This is a genomic window from Krasilnikoviella flava, assembly GCF_900167525.1.
In the GTDB taxonomy this organism is placed as follows: Bacteria; Actinomycetota; Actinomycetes; order Actinomycetales; family Cellulomonadaceae; genus Isoptericola; species Isoptericola flavus.
This window is the reverse complement of sequence record NZ_FUZQ01000001.1, coordinates 474082-494482: the sequence shown is the minus strand read 5'-3', so window position 1 is coordinate 494482 and position 20401 is coordinate 474082. Positions and strand designations below refer to the sequence as shown.

The 20401-nt window shown below is 72.3% G+C and carries 21 protein-coding genes and 1 pseudogene; 17 read left to right on the top strand and 5 right to left on the bottom strand.

What is annotated here, in order from left to right:
- Nucleotides 1-182: 182 nt before the first annotated feature.
- Nucleotides 183-764 (bottom strand): annotated as a pseudogene (locus B5Y66_RS22845) (glycosyltransferase family 2 protein); the annotation flags it as partial.
- A gap of 249 nt (nt 765-1013) precedes the next feature.
- Here B5Y66_RS22845 and B5Y66_RS02015 point away from each other — a divergent pair.
- Genes B5Y66_RS02015 through B5Y66_RS01995 form a run of 5 tightly spaced genes read left to right on the top strand, consistent with a single transcriptional unit; the run spans nt 1014 to nt 6883 of the window.
- The gene (locus B5Y66_RS02015; RefSeq protein WP_176168753.1) at nt 1014-2621 is read left to right on the top strand and encodes an oligosaccharide flippase family protein; all 1608 of its coding nucleotides are present in this window, start codon (nt 1014-1016) and stop codon (nt 2619-2621) included.
- Nucleotides 2618-3859 (top strand): polysaccharide pyruvyl transferase family protein, encoded by a 1242-nt coding sequence (locus B5Y66_RS02010; RefSeq protein WP_176168752.1) that lies wholly within the window; start codon nt 2618-2620, stop codon nt 3857-3859. Before B5Y66_RS02015 ends, B5Y66_RS02010 begins: the two co-directional genes overlap by 4 nt.
- Nucleotides 3826-4761, top strand: a complete 936-nt coding sequence (locus tag B5Y66_RS02005) for a glycosyltransferase family 2 protein (RefSeq protein WP_079570243.1) — start codon at nt 3826-3828, stop codon at nt 4759-4761. Before B5Y66_RS02010 ends, B5Y66_RS02005 begins: the two co-directional genes overlap by 34 nt.
- A 14-nt stretch (nt 4762-4775) precedes the next feature.
- The gene (locus B5Y66_RS02000; RefSeq protein ID WP_079571678.1) at nt 4776-5834 is read left to right on the top strand and encodes a glycosyltransferase WbsX family protein; all 1059 of its coding nucleotides are present in this window, start codon (nt 4776-4778) and stop codon (nt 5832-5834) included.
- On the top strand, nt 5831-6883 hold the full coding sequence (locus B5Y66_RS01995) for a glycosyltransferase family 4 protein (protein WP_079570240.1): 1053 nt from the start codon (nt 5831-5833) through the stop codon (nt 6881-6883). Before B5Y66_RS02000 ends, B5Y66_RS01995 begins: the two co-directional genes overlap by 4 nt.
- A 320-nt stretch (nt 6884-7203) precedes the next feature.
- On the opposite strand, the gene B5Y66_RS01990 is transcribed toward B5Y66_RS01995, so the two are convergent.
- Complete coding sequence (locus tag B5Y66_RS01990) at nt 7204-8043, bottom strand: inositol monophosphatase family protein (protein WP_079570237.1); 840 nt, start codon at nt 8041-8043, stop codon at nt 7204-7206.
- Between the two features lie 208 nt (nt 8044-8251).
- Here B5Y66_RS01990 and B5Y66_RS01985 point away from each other — a divergent pair, with 208 nt between their 5' ends.
- The 7 genes from B5Y66_RS01985 (at nt 8252) to B5Y66_RS01955 (ending at nt 13665) form a co-directional block, all read left to right on the top strand.
- Nucleotides 8252-8860: an LOG family protein gene (locus tag B5Y66_RS01985; RefSeq protein WP_245806865.1), complete on the top strand. Its 609-nt coding sequence runs from the start codon at nt 8252-8254 to the stop codon at nt 8858-8860.
- 205 nt (nt 8861-9065) lie between these two features.
- A complete protein-coding gene (locus B5Y66_RS01980; RefSeq protein ID WP_079571673.1) occupies nt 9066-9677 on the top strand; it encodes a TetR/AcrR family transcriptional regulator in 612 nt (203 codons plus the stop codon).
- A 68-nt stretch (nt 9678-9745) separates the two neighbouring features.
- On the top strand, nt 9746-10453 hold the full coding sequence (locus B5Y66_RS01975; RefSeq protein ID WP_079570234.1) for an NADPH-dependent F420 reductase: 708 nt from the start codon (nt 9746-9748) through the stop codon (nt 10451-10453).
- A 131-nt stretch (nt 10454-10584) separates the two neighbouring features.
- A complete protein-coding gene (locus tag B5Y66_RS01970) occupies nt 10585-10896 on the top strand; it encodes a hypothetical protein (RefSeq protein ID WP_079570230.1) in 312 nt (103 codons plus the stop codon).
- A gap of 182 nt (nt 10897-11078) precedes the next feature.
- Nucleotides 11079-11768 (top strand): histidine phosphatase family protein, encoded by a 690-nt coding sequence (locus tag B5Y66_RS01965; protein WP_079570228.1) that lies wholly within the window; start codon nt 11079-11081, stop codon nt 11766-11768.
- A 197-nt stretch (nt 11769-11965) separates the two neighbouring features.
- Nucleotides 11966-12343: a PadR family transcriptional regulator gene (locus B5Y66_RS01960; protein ID WP_079571671.1), complete on the top strand. Its 378-nt coding sequence runs from the start codon at nt 11966-11968 to the stop codon at nt 12341-12343.
- The gene (locus B5Y66_RS01955) at nt 12340-13665 is read left to right on the top strand and encodes a hypothetical protein (protein WP_079570225.1); all 1326 of its coding nucleotides are present in this window, start codon (nt 12340-12342) and stop codon (nt 13663-13665) included. Before B5Y66_RS01960 ends, B5Y66_RS01955 begins: the two co-directional genes overlap by 4 nt.
- A gap of 193 nt (nt 13666-13858) precedes the next feature.
- On the opposite strand, the gene B5Y66_RS01950 is transcribed toward B5Y66_RS01955, so the two are convergent.
- Entirely contained in the window at nt 13859-15211 is a 1353-nt protein-coding gene (locus B5Y66_RS01950) for a hypothetical protein (protein WP_079570222.1), read from the bottom strand.
- A gap of 9 nt (nt 15212-15220) precedes the next feature.
- Nucleotides 15221-15892: a hypothetical protein gene (locus tag B5Y66_RS01945; protein WP_139820673.1), complete on the bottom strand. Its 672-nt coding sequence runs from the start codon at nt 15890-15892 to the stop codon at nt 15221-15223.
- A gap of 223 nt (nt 15893-16115) precedes the next feature.
- Here B5Y66_RS01945 and B5Y66_RS01940 point away from each other — a divergent pair, with 223 nt between their 5' ends.
- Together B5Y66_RS01940 and B5Y66_RS01935 are read left to right on the top strand one after the other, a co-directional pair.
- On the top strand, nt 16116-17108 hold the full coding sequence (locus B5Y66_RS01940; RefSeq protein WP_079570215.1) for a GDP-mannose 4,6-dehydratase: 993 nt from the start codon (nt 16116-16118) through the stop codon (nt 17106-17108).
- Nucleotides 17105-18061: a GDP-mannose 4,6-dehydratase gene (locus B5Y66_RS01935; RefSeq protein ID WP_079570212.1), complete on the top strand. Its 957-nt coding sequence runs from the start codon at nt 17105-17107 to the stop codon at nt 18059-18061. The genes B5Y66_RS01940 and B5Y66_RS01935 overlap by 4 nt, the downstream gene beginning before the upstream one ends.
- Nucleotides 18062-18067: 6 nt before the next feature.
- Here B5Y66_RS01935 and B5Y66_RS01930 read toward each other — a convergent pair whose 3' ends face one another.
- Complete coding sequence (locus B5Y66_RS01930; protein ID WP_079570209.1) at nt 18068-18325, bottom strand: PqqD family protein; 258 nt, start codon at nt 18323-18325, stop codon at nt 18068-18070.
- Between the two features lie 211 nt (nt 18326-18536).
- Between B5Y66_RS01930 and B5Y66_RS22435 the strand changes: the two genes are divergently transcribed.
- The 3 genes from B5Y66_RS22435 (at nt 18537) to B5Y66_RS22430 (ending at nt 20400) form a co-directional block, all read left to right on the top strand.
- On the top strand, nt 18537-18650 hold the full coding sequence (locus tag B5Y66_RS22435) for a lasso RiPP family leader peptide-containing protein (RefSeq protein ID WP_176168750.1): 114 nt from the start codon (nt 18537-18539) through the stop codon (nt 18648-18650).
- Nucleotides 18651-18781: 131 nt separating this feature from the next.
- Nucleotides 18782-19963, top strand: a complete 1182-nt coding sequence (locus B5Y66_RS01925; protein ID WP_079570207.1) for an asparagine synthase-related protein — start codon at nt 18782-18784, stop codon at nt 19961-19963.
- Nucleotides 19960-20400: a lasso peptide biosynthesis B2 protein gene (locus tag B5Y66_RS22430; protein WP_176168749.1), complete on the top strand. Its 441-nt coding sequence runs from the start codon at nt 19960-19962 to the stop codon at nt 20398-20400. The genes B5Y66_RS01925 and B5Y66_RS22430 overlap by 4 nt, the downstream gene beginning before the upstream one ends.
- Nucleotide 20401 lies beyond the last annotated feature (1 nt).

Sequence of the window (20401 nt, the reverse complement as noted above, 5' to 3'; positions counted from 1 at the left end):
CGCCCGCGGTCGGCCAGGTGCAGCACGTTCGCGCCCAGGGAGTGCGTCCAGTCGTGCAGCAGCTCGCGGCCGGTCGTCGTGCCCTTGCGCCACAGGTAGAACGGGTTCACGACCTGGACGAACCCGAACGTGCGGCCGTCGACCCGCCCGCTGCCCACGGCCAGGTGCACGGCCACGCAGCCGTGGTAGTGCACTACCCGTCCGTGCCGGCCGCAGCGCACGGAGAAGTCGGTGTCCTCCTGCCACGCGTACTCGCGCAGCCGCTCGTCGAAGGGCACCGCGAGGGCGACGTCGCCCCGCACGGTCATGTTGCACCCGTACGCGGCCCGCACGTCGCGCACGAACGACGTCCCCCGGGCGGAGGCCAGGATCGAGCGGGCGCGTTCGCGGGGGATCTCGCCGCGGGAGGCAGCGCCGTCGGCCGCGACCAGGCCGGTCATGAGCGCGACGTCGGGATGGTCGGCCATGAACGCCCGCATGCGGGCGAAGTAGTCGGGCGCGAGCTCGGCGTCGTCGTCGACGAACGTCACGAGCCCGGGGGCGAACCCGGGCTCCGGCACGAGACTGCGCACCCCCACGTTCCGCTGCACCGACGACCCCCGCGGGGACCGGACGACGCGCACCGACGGGCCCCAGTCGGCGTCCGGCGGGAGGTCGGTGTCCGCGACCACGCTGACCACCACCACGTCCGCGGGCGCCGTCTGTCGCGACAGCGCCTCGACCGTGGCCGCGAGCACCTCCGGCCGTCGCACGCTGCAGATCACCACGGCGTGCACGGTCGTTTCGTCCTTGCTGAGGTCGTCCCTGCCGAGTCGGTCCCTACCGAGATCGTCGTCCCTGTCGAGCACGGCGCGCCCTCCTGTCCGTGGGGTCCCGGGTGCGGTGCTGCCCGCCAGGCTATGCACGGGCGTGGCGGCAGCGTCCGGGTGGGCCCGGGTGAAACCCGCGCCGCCGCGGCTGAAAACTGCCCAGACCCCTCGGAACGAGGCCGTCGGGCGTGAACGATGTCGACTGTGACGAACACCGACGGGCTGTCGCGCGGCGAGCTTCAGGACAAGGCGATCCAGGGTGCGCTCTGGACCCTCGTCCACGTCGCCGTGTCCTTGCCGCTCGCCTTCGCGGTCAACATCGTCATCGCCCGCACGCTGGGCGTGGTCGACTACGGCCGGCTCGCCTACCTGGGCACCGTGATGGTGCTGGTCGGCACGGTCGTCGACCTCGGCGTGGTGAGCGGCGTGGTCCAGTTCGGCGCCAAGGCCCACGCCGCGGGGCGGACCGCGGAGGTCACGCGTCTCCTCAGCGCGTCCAAGGGGTACCGGACGGTCGTCGGGATGCCCCTGATCGCGGTGACCGTGCTCGTGCTCGTCGACGTCGACCCGGGGCTGATGGCCGTCGCCATCGCGTTCGGGGTCGTCCTCCCGTGCCTGCTCGGCGGGGCCGGCGAGGCGCTGGCCATCGAGAGCAAGACCGCGAGGGACGCGCAGGCCTCGATGATCGTCAACCTCGTCGCCCAGGTGCTGGTGGTGATCGCCGCGACCACGGTGGGCACGGCCGACTCGATCTGGGTGGTCCGTCTCGTGGCCGGCGGGCTGGGCACCCTGCTCTTCCTCGTCTTCGTCTCCCGGACGTACCGGCGCGCCATGCTGCGTCCTCGGCTCCGCGGGTTCCCACGGGGCTTCTGGAAGTTCGCGCTCCCGGCCGGGGCCGCCAGCATGGTGGCGGCGTTCGTGCTGTCCCGGAGCGAGGTCCTGGTGCTCACCTGGATGTCCGAGGTCCACGCGGCCGGGGTGTTCGCGCTGGCCATCGGGCTGGCGTCCCACCTCTTCGCCCCCGCGCAGTCGCTCGTCGGCCCGCTGGTGCCGGCGATCTCCGGGCTGCGGGAGGTGGACGTGGACGCCGTCGGGCGCGCGCTCGGCAGGACGCTGCGGGCGTCGTCCACGGTCATGGCGGCGATCGTCGCCGCGGCGATGCCGGCCTTCGCACTCCTGGTCCCGTTGATCTACGGCGAGGAGTTCTCCGACGTGCCCGAGGTGCTGCTCGCCCTCGGGATCGCGGGCGGGCTCCTGGTGATCGCGGAACCGATCAAGGCGTTCGTGGCGGCCCGGCTCAAGGGCATGTGGCTGCTCTGGCTGAACCTCACCACCCTGGTCGTGAGCGTGGGACTCATGGTGCTCCTCATCCCGCCCCTCGGCGTCTGGGGCGCGGTGATCAGCAACCTCTCCTCGGCGCTCGTCCTCGTCACGCTCCTGATCGTCACCGAGGTGCGGGCGGTGGGCACCGGGACCTGGCGGGCCCTGGGGGACATCGCGCCGTACTTCCTCGGCGTGCTCGCCTGCCTCGTCGCGTGGTGGGGCACGGGACGGTTCGGCCTGCCCTCCGTGCCGTCGGCCGTCCTGGCGGGCGTCGTCGGCCTCGGCCTCGTGGTGGGGGCGATGCGGCTGACGCGCCGCGGTCTGACCCCGCAGGACGCCGAGGCCGTGCAGCGGTCGCTGCCTGGGCGGGTGCGACGGGTTCTCCGAGGGCCGCTCCGGCTCATGACGACCGCCCGCGACGACGAGGAGCGGAGCCGGAAGCGCGGGACGACGCCGGTCGACGCCGTCCCCGGGGTGGGGGCACCGTGACCGCGCGGATCGCGCTCCTGGGCGAGGCAGGCATCGCCAACGTCGGCAACGACGCGTCGGTGGCCCAGGTGATCCGGCTGCTCGAGGAGTCGGACCACGACGTCGAGGTGACGCTGGTGGGCCGGGAACCGGGCGGGGCGGAGGCGGCGCTCGGCCGCCCGGCACTGAGCTCGCGAGCACCCTGGGGATATCGGGGCCCGCTGCACGCCTCCGTCCTGGCCAAGGGCCTTCGTACGTTCCTGGACGTGGCCCACCTCGTGCGGCTCGTCGGCCGCTTCGACGTCGTCGTCGTCCCCGGCACCGGGGCCCTCGAAGTGGGCAGGGGAGGGCCCCCGGGAGGGCAGATCCTCTCGCTCCTGCTCACCGGCGCGGCGTGCCGGCTGAGGAGGACGCCGTTCGTGTGGGTGGCGGTCGGCGGGAGCCGGTACTCGCGCCGGCTCACCAGGGCGGCGGTCCGCGCCACCGCCGCGACCGCGACGGTGCGGTCCTACCGTGACCCCGCGACGCTCGAGGCGGTCCGCTCGTGCGGGACCGACACCTCGCGCGACGTGCTCATGGACGACATCGTGACGGCGCGGACCGACACCCCGCGGGCTGCGGCGGACGGCGGGTCGGAGGCCGTCCGGGACACCGTCGTGGTGAGCGTCCTCGACGTGCCGTCCGCCACCGGCGAGGCGCAAGCGACGGCGGCCGAGCGGCAGCGGTACCACGACGAGATGTCCCTCGTCGTCGGCGCCCTGCTCGACCGGGGGACGCCGGTGCGGGTCGTCGTCTCCGACGCGGCGGACGTCCCCGTGGCGCGCCGCATCGTCGACGCGGTCGCGAGGGACCGTCCGGGGCCGAGGCCCGAGGTGCGCGTCCCGCACGACTTCGACGAGCTGTCGGACGACGTCGCCGGGGTCCGCGCCGTGGTCGGCAGCAGGTTCCACGTCCTCGTCGCCTCGGCTCTCAGCAGGGTCCCGTTCGTGACGGTCGAGCACGCGGACAAGGTCAGGATGCTGTCGGACGACGCCAGGGTCGGCGCCTACCGGGTCGACGCATATGCGTTCCGGGCCGACGAGCTCCTCGAGTCGCTCGACGCCCTGCTCGACAAGCGCGAGGCCCTGGCGCTCGACCTGGACGCCTGGGCGGTCGACGCGCGCCGGCGGACCCGGTCCGGGTACGACGAGGTCCTCACCAGGCTCGATGAGATGGGGGTGTTCGCATGTCAGGCAGATCCGGCGCCGCGCCGCGGCTGACGATCGGGGTCCCGGTGTACAACGGGGAGCCCTACCTCGACCACGCCCTGCGGTCCGTCGCGGAGCAGACCGACGGCGACTTCGAGGTGGACGTCGCCGACAACGCGTCGACGGACGCGACCGAGGAGATCGCGCGGGAGTGGGTGGCGCGGGACGCCCGGTTCGCCTACCACCGGCACGAGACGAACATCGGCGGGGCGGTGAACTCCAACGTCCTCCTGGGCCGGTGCCGGAGCCCGTGGTTCAAGTGGGCGTACCACGACGACCTGTGCGACCCCCGGCTCGTGGAGCGCTCGTTCGCCGTCCTCGACGACGCCCCGCCGGGGTCGGTGCTGGCTTACCCTCGCGTCCGCCTCGTCGACGCGGACGGGGCGGTGTTCGGGCAGCACGCGGACGCGGACCTGCGGATGGACGGGCCTGCGCCGGACGAGCGCCTGCGGGTCCTGCTCGCGCGCGTCGTGACGCAGACGCAGTTCGGGATCATGGACACGGCCGTCGCGCGGGCGGCCGGCGGCGTGGTCGTCTCGCCGGCCGGCGAGATGCTCTTCCCGGCGGCGCTCGCGCTGCGCGGGAGGCTGGTGCTGGTGCCCGGCGAGCCTCTCCTGTCGATCCGGTCGCACGCGGACAGGCACGGGGGCTCCCGGGAGTCCGAGATGGCCTGGGTGGACCCGTCCCGGCCACGGACGGCGTTCCCGTACTCGCGGTCCACGCCGATGCTGCTCGGCATCGTCGCGCGGTCGCCCCTGACGCTGCGCGAGAAGCTGCGGAGCGCGGCCGTCGTCCTGCGGTGGTGGACCGTCCCAGGCGTCCGCACGATCGCGGGCGACGTCGTCCGGCTGCCCTCCGACCTCGGGCTGCTCCCGTGGCGGCGGGGCGCCCGCGGGCCGGTGGTCGGCCGGTGAAGGAGGTCCCGACGGTGGAAGCCAGGGCGGTCGCGTTCTACCTGCCGCAGTTCCATCCCATCCCCGAGAACGACGCGTGGTGGGGGCCGGGGTTCACGGAGTGGACCAACGTGGCGCGGGCGCGCCGTCTCTACCCAGGGCACCGGCAGCCGCTGGTGCCCGCCGACCTTGGCTTCTACGACCTGCGGCTGCCCGAGGCACGGGCCGCGCAGTCGGAGCTGGCCGCGCAGTACGGGGTGGAGGCGTTCGCGTACTGGCACTACTGGTTCGGCAACGGGCGGCGCATCCTGGAGCGCCCGTTCTCCGAGGTGCTGGCCTCCGGCGCGCCCGACGTGTCGTTCTGCCTGGCGTGGGCGAACCAGACGTGGAGCGGCATCTGGCACGGCGAGGCCGACCGCGTCCTGGTGCAGCAGCACTACCCAGGCGTGGAGGACTACACCGCCCACTTCGAAGCCGTGCTTCCCGCCTTCCGCGACGCCCGCTACCTGCGCGTGGGCGGTCGGCCCGTCTTCTACGTCTTCCGGCCCGAGGAGCTGCCCGACGCCGGGGACTTCGTCGACCTCTGGCAGTCGCTGGCCCGGAGGGCGGGACTCGAGGGCCTGTACCTCGTGGCCGAGATGAGCGACCTGCTGGGCGGCGGCCCGCGGTACGACCGGGTCAAGGAGGACGGCTTCGACGCCGGCGTGTACATGCGGATGCCGGCCGGGACGTCCCGCGCGGAGACGGCGCGGATGCGCGCCTTCCGCAAGCTCGCCGGCGGGCCGGAGATCTTCCCCTACTCGACCGACTGGACCGGGCAGAACCGCACCGGCGACCTGGTCCAGCCGTGCGTCTACCCCAACTGGGACAACACGCCGCGCTCCGGCCGCGGCGGCGTCGTGCTGCACGGCGCCACCCCGGCAAAGTTCGGCGCCAACGTGCGCCAGGCGGTGGCGTCGATCGCCCACCGCCCCGCCGACGAGCGGCTGCTGTGGGTCAAGTCGTGGAACGAGTGGGCGGAGGGCAACCACCTCGAGCCCGACCTCCGGCACGGCCGCGGCTGGCTCGAGGCGCTCCGGGACGGCCTGCGATGACGACCGCCGCCGGCGCGAGGCCGCTGCGGATCGCGATCGTCTCCTACTACCTGCCCAGCACCAGCAAGCAGGGGATCGGCTACCAGGTGCACGAGCTCGCGACCGAGCTCGCGCGCCGCGGGCACGACGTCACCGTCCTGAGCGACTGCCCGCCGGTGGAGGGTGCCGTGTACGGGCACCGGCACGTGCGGATGACGGGCTCGCTGCGCACGTTCCGGTTCGCGCTCGCGCTGCGTCGCGTGGACCTCTCGTCCTTCGACGTGCTGCACGCCTGGGGCGACGACTACTGGCTGTGGCGCCGGCGCGTGCCGCGGCACGTGCGCACGCTCGCCGGGTCGTGTTTCGAGGAGGCTCGCACGATCAAGGGCGTCAAGGAGAAGGCGCGGATGGTGCTCCTCGGGCTGTCGGAGGTGCTCGCGTCGCTCGTCGCCGACCACACCGTCGTCATCTCGCCCGAGACGCGCCGCTGGTACCCGTGGGTGCGCGACGTCGTGCCCTGCGGCACGGACGTGCGACGCTTCCGGTCCGACGCCGGACAGCGGTCGGCCAGCCCCGTGGTGCTGTTCGTCGGGTACTGGCACGGGCGCAAGCGAGGCGCGGAGCTGGCCCGGCAGTTCCAGGAGACGGTGCTGCCGAAGCACCCCGACGCGGAGCTGTGGATGGTCAGTCAAGACGTCCCGGACGACGCGGGCCCCGGGATCCATGCGCTGGGGCGGCTGTCCGACGACGAGCTGGCGCTCGCCTTCCAGCAGGCGTGGGCGTTCTGCCTGCCGAGCGACTACGAGGGCTTCGGCATCCCGTACGTCGAGGCGATGGCGTCCGGCCTGCCCGTCGTCGCGACCCCCAACCCCGGCGCCCTGTACGTGACCGACGGCGGCCGCACCGCCGTGGTCACGCCGCTGGACGGCATCGGCACGGCGCTCGCCGAGCTCCTCGCCGACGACGCCCGGCGGGAGGCGCTCGCGGAGGCCGCGCTCGAGCGCGTCCAGAAGTTCACGCTCGAGCGCGTCGTCGACCGGTACGAGGCGCTCTACCGCGGCGACGCCTGACCCGCGTCCCGTCAGGTGTCGACACGCGGCGCAGAGTGCACGGACATGTCGCTCGACCTCGCACGAACCGAGCAAGTCGTGAGTGGCGTGCGACGGGGGTTGCCTCCCCAGGGTCGGCGGCCCGGAGGCCGAGGACGCTGAACGGGCGTACGGCACGTGATCGCCGAGCTGGCCGCCACCGTAGCGAAAACCCCCGCCGGAGGTTCTGGGCCGACGGGGGTTTTGAACGACGTTTTTGAGCGGCGTGTCGACGGTGTGTCGAGCCTGACGCTTCGGTGTGTCAGAAACGGTCGGTTCTGACGGGTCGGCTCTTCGCGGCATTACTCGCGCGGCGATGCGGCCGCCGACGGCCGCTCGGGAATCTCGAGGACGCCGCGCGCTGCCGCGGCCGTCGCGTCGTCGCACGCGAACACGCCGGTCCCGGTGACCGGGTGCCGCTGCCCCTGGTCGCCGCCGAAGCTGCCGCCCGCCTCGGTGACGATCAGCGACAGCGGCGCGTAGTCCCATGCCTTGCCGCCCACCTGGACCGCGAGGTCGAGCACGCCGGCAGCGACGAGCAAGGCTCCATGCACCCGCCATCCGGACGGGTCGACCGACGGCTCGACGGCGGTCACGAGCCGGTCCACCTCGGACCGGTGCTGCTGGGGCACCATCGTGACCGGCGGCAGCACCGCCGTCCGGGACGACCCGAGAGACGCCGGCGGCCCGCCGACGCGCAGGGCCCGCTCCCTCGTCACCGTCCCGTCGACGACGTCCGCGACGAAGGCCCCTTGGCCCCGCACCGCGTACCAGACCTCATGCTGCGCCGGCACGATCGCGACGCCGACACTCACCACGCCGTCCTCCTCTAGCGCGATCAGGGTCTGCCACCGGTCGTCGCCCTCGACGAAGACGAGCGTGCCGTCGATGCCGTCGAGGATCCACCGGCGCCGCCCGGCGCCGAACTCGCCCGTCTCCTCGCCGAGGAACGCGTCGTCAGGCCGCTCGGCGAGCAGGACGCGCCGCACCTCTTCCTCGACCGCGAGGTCGGCGCGGGTCACCACGGATCCGTCGAACTTGTGCTCGCGCGCGAGGTCCTGCACGTGCGCGAAGTACTTCAGGCCGAGCGCTCCGCCGGAGAGTGCCGCTCGCAGTGCCAGGTCGAGGTCGTCGGATCGCATGGCCACATGATCCTCCGCACCCGGACATCGACGCCGATACACCGAGCCAGCGAGCCGCCATACCGCCGACCTCATCGTCGCGAGGGTGGTTTCGAAACCTCCAGAACCCGATTCTGGTGCGCTCCAGAATCGGTCAGTTCTGACGCGGCCAGCACGGTTGTGGAGTGCCGACAACCCGCTGGAAGTCGTGGGCTCCTACGATGTCCGGGTGCTCGAGCCCCAGACTCTGACGTCGTCCACGCCAGGCGCGCTGCGCCACCTCACACTCTTCACCGGCTCCTCGGCGGGGCGCGACCCGCGTTATGCCGCGGCCGCGCGCGACCTGGCCAGCACCCTGGCCGACCGCGGAGTCGGCGTCGTCTACGGCGGCGGCAAGGTAGGGCTGATGGGCGAGGTCGCCGACGCCGCGCTGGCGAGCGGCGGGGACGTGCTGGGCGTCATGCCGCAGGCCCTGGTTGACGGCGAGATCGCGCACCCGGGCCTTACCCGCCTGGAGGTGGTGGCCGACATGCACGAGCGCAAGCTGCGCATGAGCGAGCTCGGCGACGGGTTCGTCGCCCTGCCGGGTGGCGCCGGCACCCTGGAGGAGCTGTTCGAGGTGTGGACCTGGCAACAGCTCGGCATCCACGCCAAGCCCGTAGCGCTGTACGACGTGGACGGGTTCTGGCAGCCGCTGCTGAGGATGGTCGACCACATGGTCTCCGAAGGCTTCCTCGCTGCGACCTATCGTGAATCACTCGTCGTCGCCGACTCTCCGCAGGGCCTCCTCGACGTGCTCGGGACGTGGCGGGCGCCCGCCGCTAAGTGGAGCCGCTGACGTTTCCTGTCCGTGAAGGACGTTGCCGAGCCGGCGCGATGCCCGCGGGGCCGCACAGGTTTCGAAACTCTCAGAACCCGATTCTGACGCGCCTCAGAATCGGTCGGTTCTGACCGGCATGTTTGACTCGTGCGCTTAGCGGACATAGTCTCCGCTTGCGTCGATGCGGAGAGCCTCTCCGTTAGATCGGCAGAGGGGCGTTGTGATGCAGGGAATGACGACGGATAAGACTCGCGCTCTGCGGGCCGATGCCCAGCGCAACAGGGACCGGATCCTCGACACGGCGGAGCAGTACTTCTCCGAGCATGGAGTCTCCGGCTCGCTCGATGCGATCGCCAAGCAGGCTGGGATCGGCGCAGGGACCCTCTACCGGCACTTCCCGAATCGGGAGACGTTGCTTGCCGCGTTGCTCACCGCTCGCGACGACGCGCTCGTGGCTCGGCGTGATCACCTCCGGGGCGGATCGGTGAACGCGGCCGATGCACTGGACGGTTGGCTCGACGCGATCACCGCGTGGGCGGGAGCATTCGCCGGCCTGCCTGAGCCTCTGCGGGCCGCGACGACGACCAGCTCATCCCCGCTGTCTGTGACCTGCCAGGGGTTCATCACGACCACCGAGGAGTTCCTGCAAGCCGCGCAGGACGACGGGAGCGCGCGCCGCGACGTCCGGGCCCGCGATCTGTTCCTTGCCGCACTGGCCACCAGCTGGGTACGCGGTGCAGCCCTGGCCGATGACGCGTCTGCCGCCGCTCTGGCCGAACTGACCAGGAACGGGTGGGCGACGACGAGACCCGCTCGCGCCGTCGACGACCGCTAGCGCCGACGACACCACCCGACCGACTCCGACCACCACGACGAACACCCGGACGAACATCAGGAGAGACCATGAATCGCATCGGCATCATCGGTAGCGGAGCCATCGGAAGCGCGGTCGCCCGCCTGGCCGTCGCGACCGACTACGAAGTCCTCATCGCGAACTCACGAGGACCGGAGTCCCTCACCGCCCTGATCGACGAACTCGGTCCCCTCGCACGGGCCGGCGATGCTCGAGCGGCTGCGGACTTCGGCGACATCCCGGTACTGGCCGTGCCTCTGGGCGCCTACCCGAACCTGCCCATCGACGCCCTGTCCGGAAAGACGATCCTCTCGACCGGCAACTACTACCCCCACCGTGACGGCCGCATCGAGCCGCTCGACACGCTTCAGAGCACGACGGCCGAGTACGAGCAGGCACTCCTGCCTGACTCCATCGTCGTCAAGGCCTTCAACAGCATCGTCTCCCACCACATCCCCCACCTCGCTCACTCCCACCCGCGGACTGCACTGCCCGTCGCCGGTGACGACAGCGAGGCGAAGGCACGCGTCTCCCAGATCGTGAGGACGCTCGGTTTCGACACCGTCGACGCCGGGACGCTCGCCGAGTCGTGGCGCTTCGAGCCCGAGTCGGGGGCCTACACCCCGATCTACGCCGCCGACGTCGACGGCTTTGCGAAGAACTACCTCGACGACCCGGGCGCCCCCGTCTCCGCAGCTCGCCTCCGCGAGTTGCTCGCTTCGTCACACCGCCCGGACGTCGCTGCACGGCAATTCTGATCGAGACCAGGCGGGTGCAGCCGACAGCTGAGGTGGTGATCAGGATCACCTCGGCGTCAGACGATCTGGACCCTTGCCGGTTCCGACCGGCAAGGTGTCGTCGTGGCCAGCGCAAGGGTGGGATTCACCCGATGAAGACTTTTTACTTCCATGAACTCAAGAGCCATGGCGTCCTGGGTCGCTCGTCGACTCAATACCTGCTGCCCTCGCGTGCTGTCGTCCGCGCGGACAGTCTCAGCAGTGCCCGGAGGTTCCTGCGGGACGTCGGTCTCAGCGGGAAGTCCTACCGCATTGCGACAGCATCCGAAGCGAGGCTCATCGACGACTTCGAGCCAGGCACCGTCGCCTGGACAACCGCCGACATGACCGAGGGCGAGTGGGTGATCCGGCAGACCGTCGACGAGTACGTGCGCGAGCATCCACGTTGGGCGGACCTCACCTGAATGCGGGTCGACGCGCGCTGACGTGAAGCGATCCGCCATCAGGCGCCGGAGCGGACCGAGCGGATGCCGGCAGCATCCAACGCAGTTCGCACTCTCTGACTGGTAGAGGTGCATGCCCGTGAGGTGCGAGTTCCTGGGACGGCGCGGGCGTCGACCACCGGTCCGTGTGTGAAAGTGGCCGGGTGACGGCACCCGACGAGACCTCTCCGCTCGCACCGGTCCCCGGCCGCGTCCCCGCGCACGAACGCCGGGTCAGCGTGGTCACACACCCGGAGGCGACCCACCATGTCGAGCACGTGGTCGGCGGGCAGTTCGACTCGGTTCTGACGCCACGCGGAGAACGACATGCTGAAGCGATCGCCGCCGCTCTGCACGATCGCATCGACGAATCGGCCCGGGTCGCGATCGCAGCGTCCGATCTGAGGCGTACCCGGCGGACGGCAGAGATCATCGGACAGACCCTGACCGTCGTACCCGCGCTTGACCCGAGGCTCCGTGAGAAGTCGTACGGAGAAGCCGGCGGACGCCCGCAGTCGTGGCTCGACGCGCGGTTCGTGCCGCCGCCGGCGGTCGGCGACCGCCTCCGTCATCATGACGGCCCGGCAGGCTCGGAGACCCGGCTGGACGTGGCACGACGCATCTACGAAGCGATGATGGACCTGCTCACGCTCGAGGTCGACGAGCTTGTCATCGTGACGCACGGCTACACCGCAGGACTGGTTGTCGCCGCCTGGATCGGCATGCCGATCGAGGCGGCCGGGCACGTCGCGTTCCCGGTGCCGTCAGGCAGCATCACGACGCTGCGAGAGGACAGTCGCTTCCACAATCGTGCCGTCGTCACCATCGGCGACATCCGCCATCTGGATTCTTAAGTCCGGCCTGCCCGAACCCGCCCCGAGCCTAGGTTTGGCACGCCCCTTCGGTGCGGCGAGCAGGGCCAACAGGTGTCGAAACCTCCAGAACCCGATTCTGGCGTGCCTCAGAATCGGTCGGTTCTGACACCCGGCGTTGAGTCGCGACCGGCGTGTCACCGGTGGCATGCCTTCGTGGCGAGCGTATGTTCTCGGCCATGACATCGAGACCGTTGCAGGAACCCGCGTTCTTGATCCTGTCGGCGCTGGCCCAGGGGCCGGCGCACGGGTACGGCATCGTCAAGGACGTCGAATTGAGCTCCGAGGGGCGGATCACGTTGCGTGCTGGCACCTTGTACGGCGCGATCGATCGACTTGTCGCGGCGGGCTTGGTCGAGATCGATCACGAAGAGGTGGTGGACTCGCGACTGCGGCGCTACTACCGGCTCACCCCCGAGGGCGGGAACCGGCTAGCGGCCGAGGCCCACCGCGCCGAGGCCCAGGCACGAAGTGCATTGGCCCGCCTTAACGCCCGGGGTTGGGTTGTAGGGACGCCGGGTGGCGCGGGCTCGCGCCTGGACGGGGCGACGGCGTGAACGACGAGAAGGTGCGCGTGCATCCGGTCCTGGTGAGGGACTATCAGCGTCTGTTGTCCCTGTTTCCCTACTCCTACCGGCGTGATCACCAGGCAGAGTTGCTCGGACACCTCGTCGAGGCGTCCGAGCCCGAACAGAGCCGCGTTTCGTCTGGCGAGCGTTTCGATCTGCTGCGCGCGGCCGGGCGAGAGTGGCTTCTGGCCCCGGTCGGGTCCACGGCCCTGCAGCGCAGGCATGGCACCAGCAGCCTGTTGATCTTCCTCCCCATACTGCTGTTCCTCCCGGCAGCTGCCGCGCTCGGCAGCATCGTCGCGACACTGCAGTTTGACGGCAGCCTTCGTCACGCGGTCGAGGGAACACCTCTTGCCCCAGCGTGGCTCCTGTGGTTGGTCGGGTTCGTCGTCCTCGCGCTGGGGTTTCTCCGCACCGCGAGAGCGTTCCTGACGGTCGCCGCGGCGGTGTCGTGGGGCACGCTGATCGTCTTGGGCGGCCGCGGTGAGATGCAGGAGGCGTTCATCGTCGCTGGCTGGGTGCTCGGGCAGACCGCGTGCGCCATGGTCGTCGCTGAGCGCGTGGCATGGAGTCGGACGCTGCAAAGCCCCGTGTGGAAGCGGGTCACGGTCCTGGCCGTTGCGGGCGTCGTCGCGCTCCCGACCGCCTGGATTGTGCAAGGCCTCTCGTACGGGACGGGGCCGTGGGGTTATCGGCCCGGGTTCAGATATGCGCTGGGCACGAACGGAGTCCTTCTCCTGCTAGGGCTTGCGTTGGTGGTGCTGCTTTGCTCCAGACGTACCCGCCAGTCGATCCCGGTCCTCGCGGGAATCGCGACAGCCGTGACCGTTGGGCGCACCGGGATCTTCGGCTCTCGCTTCAGGCCGTTGGACGTCGTCGACTTCGGCAACGTCATCGGTCTCTTCGCGGTCTCCATCGTCGCTATGGCCGGCGTGCGCTGGGTGATCAACCGGATGGACGAGCTCAGTTCCGCGCGTATCCGGCTAAGCAGCACCGCGGCAGGGCTCACGGCGACGGTGGCCGTTCTCGCCGGTGCCCTGCTCGCGCCCAGCTGGACCGGGAACGACCTCGGCCCTCATTGGGTCGCTGGTGTCCTGACCGACGCTCCCGTGAGAACGGAGCCGGAACTCATCGCGTTCCTTCAGTCGGGCGAACCGAAGACAGCCACCGTGGACGCCACCACCGGTGAGCTCGACTCGGTCTTCGTAGATGCCGTGCCGACGGCCAAGGATGAATGGGCCAACTCGAGCTCGCCGACCGGATGGATTTCATCGACCCGCACGACGCCAGACGACGGCAGCGCGCTCTAGAGGGACTGCTGCACGGATAGGTGACACCTGACCTGTGGTGCCGTGAGGCACTGCTGGAAGGTTGCGTCCCGTGCCCAGACCCGATCGTCAGGTCGAGGCGACGGCGCGCCCGCACGGCGCGCCGCACCGCCGGGGTCGGGCGCGCGTCATGTGACGTGGACGCGAGCTCGTCGACCGAAGTTGTCTCTCGACATCAAGGCACGGGCTGCGGCGTGCAGTCGGTCAGCGCGACCTTGAACGTGGTGGGCGTGTCCGGCGTCTCGATCATCGCGCCGTCCTCGTCGCCGACCAGCTCGATCGTGTGGACGTCGCCGGGGGACAGGAACGTGGGCCGCCACGTGTCCGTGCCGCGCTGCCACTCGATGACGAGCACCTCGCCCTCGAGGACGTGGATCCGGCAGCCGTCCGCCCACGACCCCATGTAGGGGTGGATGACCTCGCCGTCGAGGTCGCGCACGGTGCGGGAGTTCGAGCCCTCGCGCACGTTCGTGGAGTAGGCCGCGGACTCGGGCCAGGCGACGGCGCCGCCCACCCACGGCGCCCAGCCGTCGTCCGCGCACGTGGCGTAGGCGTCGCAGTGCCATTGCGCGAGCGTCGAGGTCATCACGACGGCGCCGGCCGGGACGGTCGGAGTCGGAGTCGGTCCCGGGTCCGGGGTCCCTTCACCGGGGGTGTGCACGTAGGTGAACGGCGCGTCGTCGTTCTGCACGGACAGCACCTGGTCGGAGGGCAGGCCTGTGATCGTGTGCTGCTCGCCGGCGGACAGGCGCGCGACGCTGCGGTGCGGCCCGGTGGGCGTCCCGGCGTACAGGGTCGCCGAGCCGGTGACGACGGCGACGGTGTCGCCGTCGGCCGCGGGGGCGGGGAGGTAGACGGCCTCCGACGTCGTGTACCCGTGGCGCGAGGTGATCGCGCCGGACGTCTCGGGCCAGGAGACGGCGTTGCCCGACGTCCTCGAGCCCCAGGGGCACGGGTCGCCCGTGCAGCTCCAGGTGACGGGCCGGGACGCCCCGCCCGGCCCGGGGGTCGGGGTGGGGGTCGGCGTCGGTTCCGGCGTGGGCGTCGGCTCCGGTTCGGGCGGTGTCTCGCCGGCCGGGGTGAACGCGTACGCGAACGCCGCCCCGTCGTTCTGCAGGGACACCACCTCGCCCGCGGCGAGGTCCCCGACCGTGAACGCGTCGCCGGCGGACAGCCCGGCGAGGGAACGGTGCGGGCTGTCGAGCGGGCCCGCCCACACGCCCGCCGATCCCTCGAGGACGGTGATCGTGGCGCCCTCGGCCGCGTCGTCGGGCAGGTAGACCGCCGCCGACGTGGTGTAGCCGTACCGGGACGAGACCGCGCCGGAGCCCTCGGGCCACACGGCGGCGTTGCCGGAGGTGGACCCGCCCCAGGGGCACGGCGAGCCGGTGCAGGTCCAGGTGATGGCCCGGGAGGCCGTGCGCGCCCGCTCCTCGCCGTCCTCGGCCGTGGCCGGGGAGATCGAGCCGGCCGCCAGGGCGAGGGCCGGGGCCAGGAACCGTGCCGCCCGGCGGCGTCGCGTGGTCATACGGCGACGCTATGCCGGACGCCGCGGCCGCAGGGCCGCGACCGGGGTGAACTTGCCGTCGACGGCAGGTGAAAGGGCGCCCGGGGACACGGCGGCGACCGCCGACGCCACCGCCCCGACGAGCAGCAGCGAGCCGAGCACGTCGAACGGCCGGTGGGCGAACGTGACCACGTTGACCACGCAGGCGAGGACGACCGCGGCGAGGGCCGCCTCGCGCACGACGACCGGCCCGACCGAGCCGCGAGAGGGCCAGAGGGCGACGAGCACGAGCGCGAGGGCCGCCGTCGCCGCGACGTGAGTGCTCGGGAACGTGTTGTACGGGTAGCCGAGCAGCACGTCGTGCACCGGACGGGGCAGGACGGCGCCGCGCAGCACGAAGGCCAGGGCCGCCGCCGCGGCGAGGGCGAGGCTGGCCGCCAGCGCCGGCCACCGGCGGTCGCGGAGCGCGCGGACGGCGAGCACCGCGACGACGACGCCCAGCCCGAGCACCAGGACCTCCCGCGCGACGCCCGCGACGTGGCGCAGCGGCGCGCCCGCGCCCGTCAGCACGTTGAACGCCAGCTCGTCGACCCGCTGCCCCCACGGGGCGACGACCCCGGCGACGTAGAGCACGACGAAGCCCACGGCCAGGGCGGCGGCCCGCACGGCGTGGTGGCGACGACTCGTCTCCGGGCGTGACATGCCTTCGATGGTTCTCGTCCGCGGGTCGCCCGGTCGAGGCCGCGACCGGATGAAGTTCCGGCGACCGGGGGCGCCGTCGACGCAGATTCACCCTGGTCCGGCACCTGTTCACCCGGTACGGACGGCCAGCGGGCGCCTCTTCCTGATTAGCGTGGTGGCGTCCCAGAAAGGGAGTGCCGCCGGGGGACGGCGCTGACTCAGCGCTCACAGAACGGTTGCCGACATGCCTCGAGCACTCATCACCGGAATCACAGGCCAGGACGGGCTGTACCTGTCCGAGCTGCTCCTGTCGAAAGGGTACGAGGTCTGGGGACTCATCCGCGGCCAGAACAACCCCAAGCTCGACCTCGTGCGGCGCATCGTGCCGGACGTGCGGCTGGTCACGGGCGACCTGACCGACCTGTCGTCCCTGCTGCGGGCCCTCGCCGCCGCGCGGCCCGACGAGGTCTACAACCTCGGCGCGATCTCCTACGTCGCGTACTCGTGGGAGAACGCGACGCTCACCAGCGAGGTGACCGGCAAGGGCGTGCTCAACATGCTCGAGGCGGTCCGGCTGCACGCGGGCGACAACCCCGGTGCCGTGCGCTTCTACCAGGCGTCGAGCTCGGAGATGTTCGGCAAGGTGCAGGAAGTGCCCCAGCGGGAGTCGACGCTGCTGTGGCCTCGGTCGCCGTACGGCGTCGCGAAGGTGTTCGGGCACTACATGACGATCAACTACCGCGAGTCGTACGGGATGCATGCCTCCAGCGGCATCCTGTTCAACCACGAGTCGCCGCGCCGCGGGCCGGAGTTCGTCACCCGCAAGGTGTCGCAGGCCGTCGCGCGGATCAAGCTCGGCCTGCAGGACTCGCTCACCCTCGGCAACCTGGACGCCCGCCGCGACTGGGGCTTCGCCGGCGACTACGTCGAGGCGATGTGGCGGATGCTGCAGCAGCCCGAGGCCGACGACTACGTGGTCGCGACCGGCGCGACGCACTCCATCCGCGACCTGCTCGACGCCGCCTTCGGGTGCGTGGGTGTCGAGGACTGGTCCGGCTACGTCACGCAGGACCCGCGCTTCATGCGGCCCGCGGAGGTCGACCTCCTCATCGGCGACCCGTCGAAGGCGCGCGAGGTGCTGGGCTGGGAGCCCCGCGTCGACTTCGCGCGGCTCGTCGCGATGATGGTCGAGAACGACCTCGACGAGCAGGCGGAGCAGGCCGGGATGCGCCGGTGACGGTCGCCCTCGTCACGGGAGTCGCCGGGCAGGACGGGTCCTACCTGGCCGAGCGGCTCGTCGCCGAGGGCGCCGAGGTGCACGGGCTGGTCCGCGAGGGCGAGCACCCGGAGGGCCTGCCCCGCGAGGTCGGCCTCTGCGTGGGCGACCTCGGCGACGCCGAGGGGCTGGCGGACCTCGTACGACGCACGAGGCCGGACGAGATCTACAACCTGGGCGGGATCAGCTCGGTCGCGTACTCGTGGCAGCACCCCGTCGAGACGGGCGCGGTGTCAGGGCTCGGCGCCGTGGCCCTCTACGACGCCGCGTGGCGCCTGCAGGAGGACTCGGGCCGCACGGTCCGGGTGCTGCAGGCCTCCAGCGCGGAGATCTTCGGCACGCCCGACCGCACGCCGCAGGACGAGGGCACGACGGTCCGGCCGTCGTCTCCTTACGGCGCCGCCAAGGCGTACGCCCACCAGATGGCCGCGGTGTACCGGGCGCGCGGGCTCGGCGTCTCGGCGTGCGTGCTCTACAACCACGAGTCGCCGCGCCGCCCGGAGACGTTCGTGACCCGCAAGATCACCGCCGCCGCCGCGCGGATCGCGCGCGAGGGCTCGGGCACGCTCGCGCTGGGCAACCTCGACGCCCGCCGCGACTGGGGGTGGGCGCCCGACTACGTCGACGCGATGGTGCGGGCGGTCCGGCACCCGGTCGCGGACGACTTCGTGGTCGCGTCGGGGGCGACCCGCTCGGTGGCCGACTTCGTGGCGGCGGCGTTCGCCGCGGCGGGCGTCGACGACTGGTCCCGGCACGTCACCGTCGACCCCCGGTTCGTGCGCCCCGCCGACCCCGCGGAGCAGGTCGGGGACCCGCGGCGGGCTCGCGAGGAGCTCGGCTGGGGCGGCACGATCGCGTTCGACGAGATCGTCGGCCGCATGGTGCGGCACGACCTGGCCCTGCTCACGGTCTGAGCGCGGTCAGTCCTCGACCAGGAGGCCACGGTCGCGCAGCGCGTCGACGAAGGCCCCGGCGTCCTGCTGCGCGACGTCGGCGGGGATGCCGTACTCGGCGACGAGCGCGTCCGCGAGGTCGTCGGTCGTGCGGTCCTCCTGCAGCAGCTTCGCCGCGAAGGCGCCGGAGCCGTTGGTCGTGAGGTACGTGGACGACGCGAGGTCGAGGATGACCAGCTCGCCGTCGATCTCCTGCCAGGTGACGCCGTCCTCGCGCAGCCTCATCGCCGTGCCTCTCGTCGCGGTTCTCGGGTCGTGCCGCCCCGAGGATAGGCCGATCCGGAGCCCCGGGCGGGGGTGGGACGAAGGTTTCACCCGGCGTCGGGTGAAAGGCCTCGGGGCGCGGGGTGACTTCGGCCGGAAGTGCTTGACCCCTCGTTGCTCGCGGCGCGACGTTGGGCGCGTCCTGCACCAACGAGGAGAGGGGAGTACTCCGATGTACGAAGCACCGCGCATCACCGAGGTGGGCTCGGTCAAGGACGTCACGCTGGAGCAGCAGTTCGCCTTCGACTACGACGGCGACCTGTTCCACAAGGGCAAGGCGTCCTGAACCCCACCCGGGACACGGTGCCGGTCGTTCCGACGTCGGAGCGGCCGGTACCGCCGGCTCCTCGACCGAGCATCTCCGGTCCGAGCAACCCTGCACGTGACAACTCTGCACCGAGCGACCCTGGACCGACGATGACGTCCTCCTACCGCCCGACGGCCTTCGAGGTCGCCGCGTGCTGGCTGCCCGGACTGGTCCCCGCCGACCCGGCGCCCGCGGCGACGCGCCGGACGACGCTCCGGAGGACCGGGGAGCCGCTGGAGGCGATCAAGGGTGCCGTGCGCCGCGCGGCCGCAGGGCGGCCCGTGGCCGTCACCTTCTCCGGCGGGCGGGACTCGTCCGCCGTGCTCGCCGTCGCGACCGCCGTCGCCCGCGAGGACGGCGCCCCCGACCCGGTCCCCGTGACCTTCCGCTACCCCGGCGTCGCGGAGGCGGACGAGTCGGCCTGGCAGGAGTCGGTCGTCCGGCACCTCGGGCTCGCGACGTGGCGGCGGATCGTCGTCGGCGGCGGCGAGAACGACCTGCTCGGCGAGGGGGCGCGGGAGAGCCTGCTGCGCCGCGGGCTGCTGTTCCCGGCGACCATGCACGTCAAGGACGCGATGCTGCGCGAGCTCCGGGGGCACGCCGTGCTCACGGGCGAGGGCGGCGACGAGGTGTTCGGCGACCGCCGGTCCCGGGCGCTGCTGCGGGTCGCGCGCGGGCAGGGGCGGGTGGGCACCCCCCGGCGGGCGGCGCTGGCCTCGCTGCTGCCCGGCCCCGGGCGCCGGTGGCGGGAGCACGCCGCCACGGCGCGCAGCACGGCGGCCCTCACGTGGCTGACGCGCGGCACGACCGCGCGGCTCGCCGACGAGATCGCCCGCGACGCCGCCGCCGAGCCGCTGTCGTACGCCCGCGGGCTGCGCTGGCTGCGACGCCGGCGCGCGAGCCGCGTCTTCCTGGACACGTTCGGGCAGGTGGCCGCCGAGCACGACGTCGCGCTCGCCCACCCGCTGCTGGACGACGGCTTCCTCGGTGCGCTGGGCGCGCGCCACCCGTGGGGGTTCGCGGACCGCACCGCGGGCATGCGCGCCGTCTTCGGCACCCTGCTCCCGGACGCGGTGTGCGCGCGGTCGAGCAAGGCGTCGTTCAACCGCGCCTACCTGGGGGCCGCGACCCGCGACTTCGCCGTCCGGTGGGGCGGGGACGGCGTCGACCCCGCCCTGGTCGACGTCGGCGGGCTCCGCGCCGCCTGGCTGTCGGGCTTCCCGCCCGGGCCGACGAGCCTGCTGCTGCAGCAGGCGTGGCTGGCGTCCGTCGGGGCGGAGGCGGCGCGGTGACCGCGCCCGCGGCGCTCCGCCGGTTGCGCGCCGTCCCGCTGGCGCTGCGGTTCCTCGGGGCCCTGCTGCTGCTCGAGACGCGCCTGCGGCGCTGGGACGTGGCGCGGGTCGCCCGGCGCTACGACCTCGCCCTGCTGGCGTCGCCCGAGCCCGCTGCGGGCGACCTCGACCCGGGCACGCTGGACGACGCCGAGACGCGGGAGCTGCGCGTCCTGCGGCGCGTGCTGCGCCTGCCCGGCGTGAACGGCACGTGCCTGCGCTCGGCGATCCTGGCCGGCCGCGTGCTGCGCGACCGTCGTCCCGCCCTCGTGCTGGGCGTCGCCAAGGCCGGCGGCGTCGTGCGGGCGCACGCCTGGCTGCGCGTCGACGGCCGGGACCTCGACCTGGACCGCGGCACCGGCTTCCGGCCGCTCGTGGTCCCGACCCCAGGAGCGTGAC

Bases quoted from the DNA above. Each gene is read 5' to 3' on its own strand.
- B5Y66_RS02005 (WP_079570243.1), top strand. From the start codon at position 3,826: ATGTCAGGCAGATCCGGCGCCGCGCCGCGGCTGACGATCGGGGTCCCG.
- B5Y66_RS01995 (WP_079570240.1), top strand. From the start codon at position 5,831: ATGACGACCGCCGCCGGCGCGAGGCCGCTGCGGATCGCGATCGTCTCC.
- B5Y66_RS01990 (WP_079570237.1), bottom strand. From the start codon at position 8,043: ATGCGATCCGACGACCTCGACCTGGCACTGCGAGCGGCACTCTCCGGC.
- B5Y66_RS01980 (WP_079571673.1), top strand. From the start codon at position 9,066: ATGCAGGGAATGACGACGGATAAGACTCGCGCTCTGCGGGCCGATGCC.
- B5Y66_RS01975 (WP_079570234.1), top strand. From the start codon at position 9,746: ATGAATCGCATCGGCATCATCGGTAGCGGAGCCATCGGAAGCGCGGTC.
- B5Y66_RS01970 (WP_079570230.1), top strand. From the start codon at position 10,585: ATGAAGACTTTTTACTTCCATGAACTCAAGAGCCATGGCGTCCTGGGT.
- B5Y66_RS01960 (WP_079571671.1), top strand. From the start codon at position 11,966: ATGACATCGAGACCGTTGCAGGAACCCGCGTTCTTGATCCTGTCGGCG.
- B5Y66_RS01950 (WP_079570222.1), bottom strand. From the start codon at position 15,211: ATGACCACGCGACGCCGCCGGGCGGCACGGTTCCTGGCCCCGGCCCTC.
- B5Y66_RS01945 (WP_139820673.1), bottom strand. From the start codon at position 15,892: ATGTCACGCCCGGAGACGAGTCGTCGCCACCACGCCGTGCGGGCCGCC.
- B5Y66_RS01940 (WP_079570215.1), top strand. From the start codon at position 16,116: ATGCCTCGAGCACTCATCACCGGAATCACAGGCCAGGACGGGCTGTAC.
- B5Y66_RS01930 (WP_079570209.1), bottom strand. From the start codon at position 18,325: ATGAGGCTGCGCGAGGACGGCGTCACCTGGCAGGAGATCGACGGCGAG.
- B5Y66_RS22435 (WP_176168750.1), top strand. From the start codon at position 18,537: ATGTACGAAGCACCGCGCATCACCGAGGTGGGCTCGGTCAAGGACGTC.
- B5Y66_RS01925 (WP_079570207.1), top strand. From the start codon at position 18,782: ATGACGTCCTCCTACCGCCCGACGGCCTTCGAGGTCGCCGCGTGCTGG.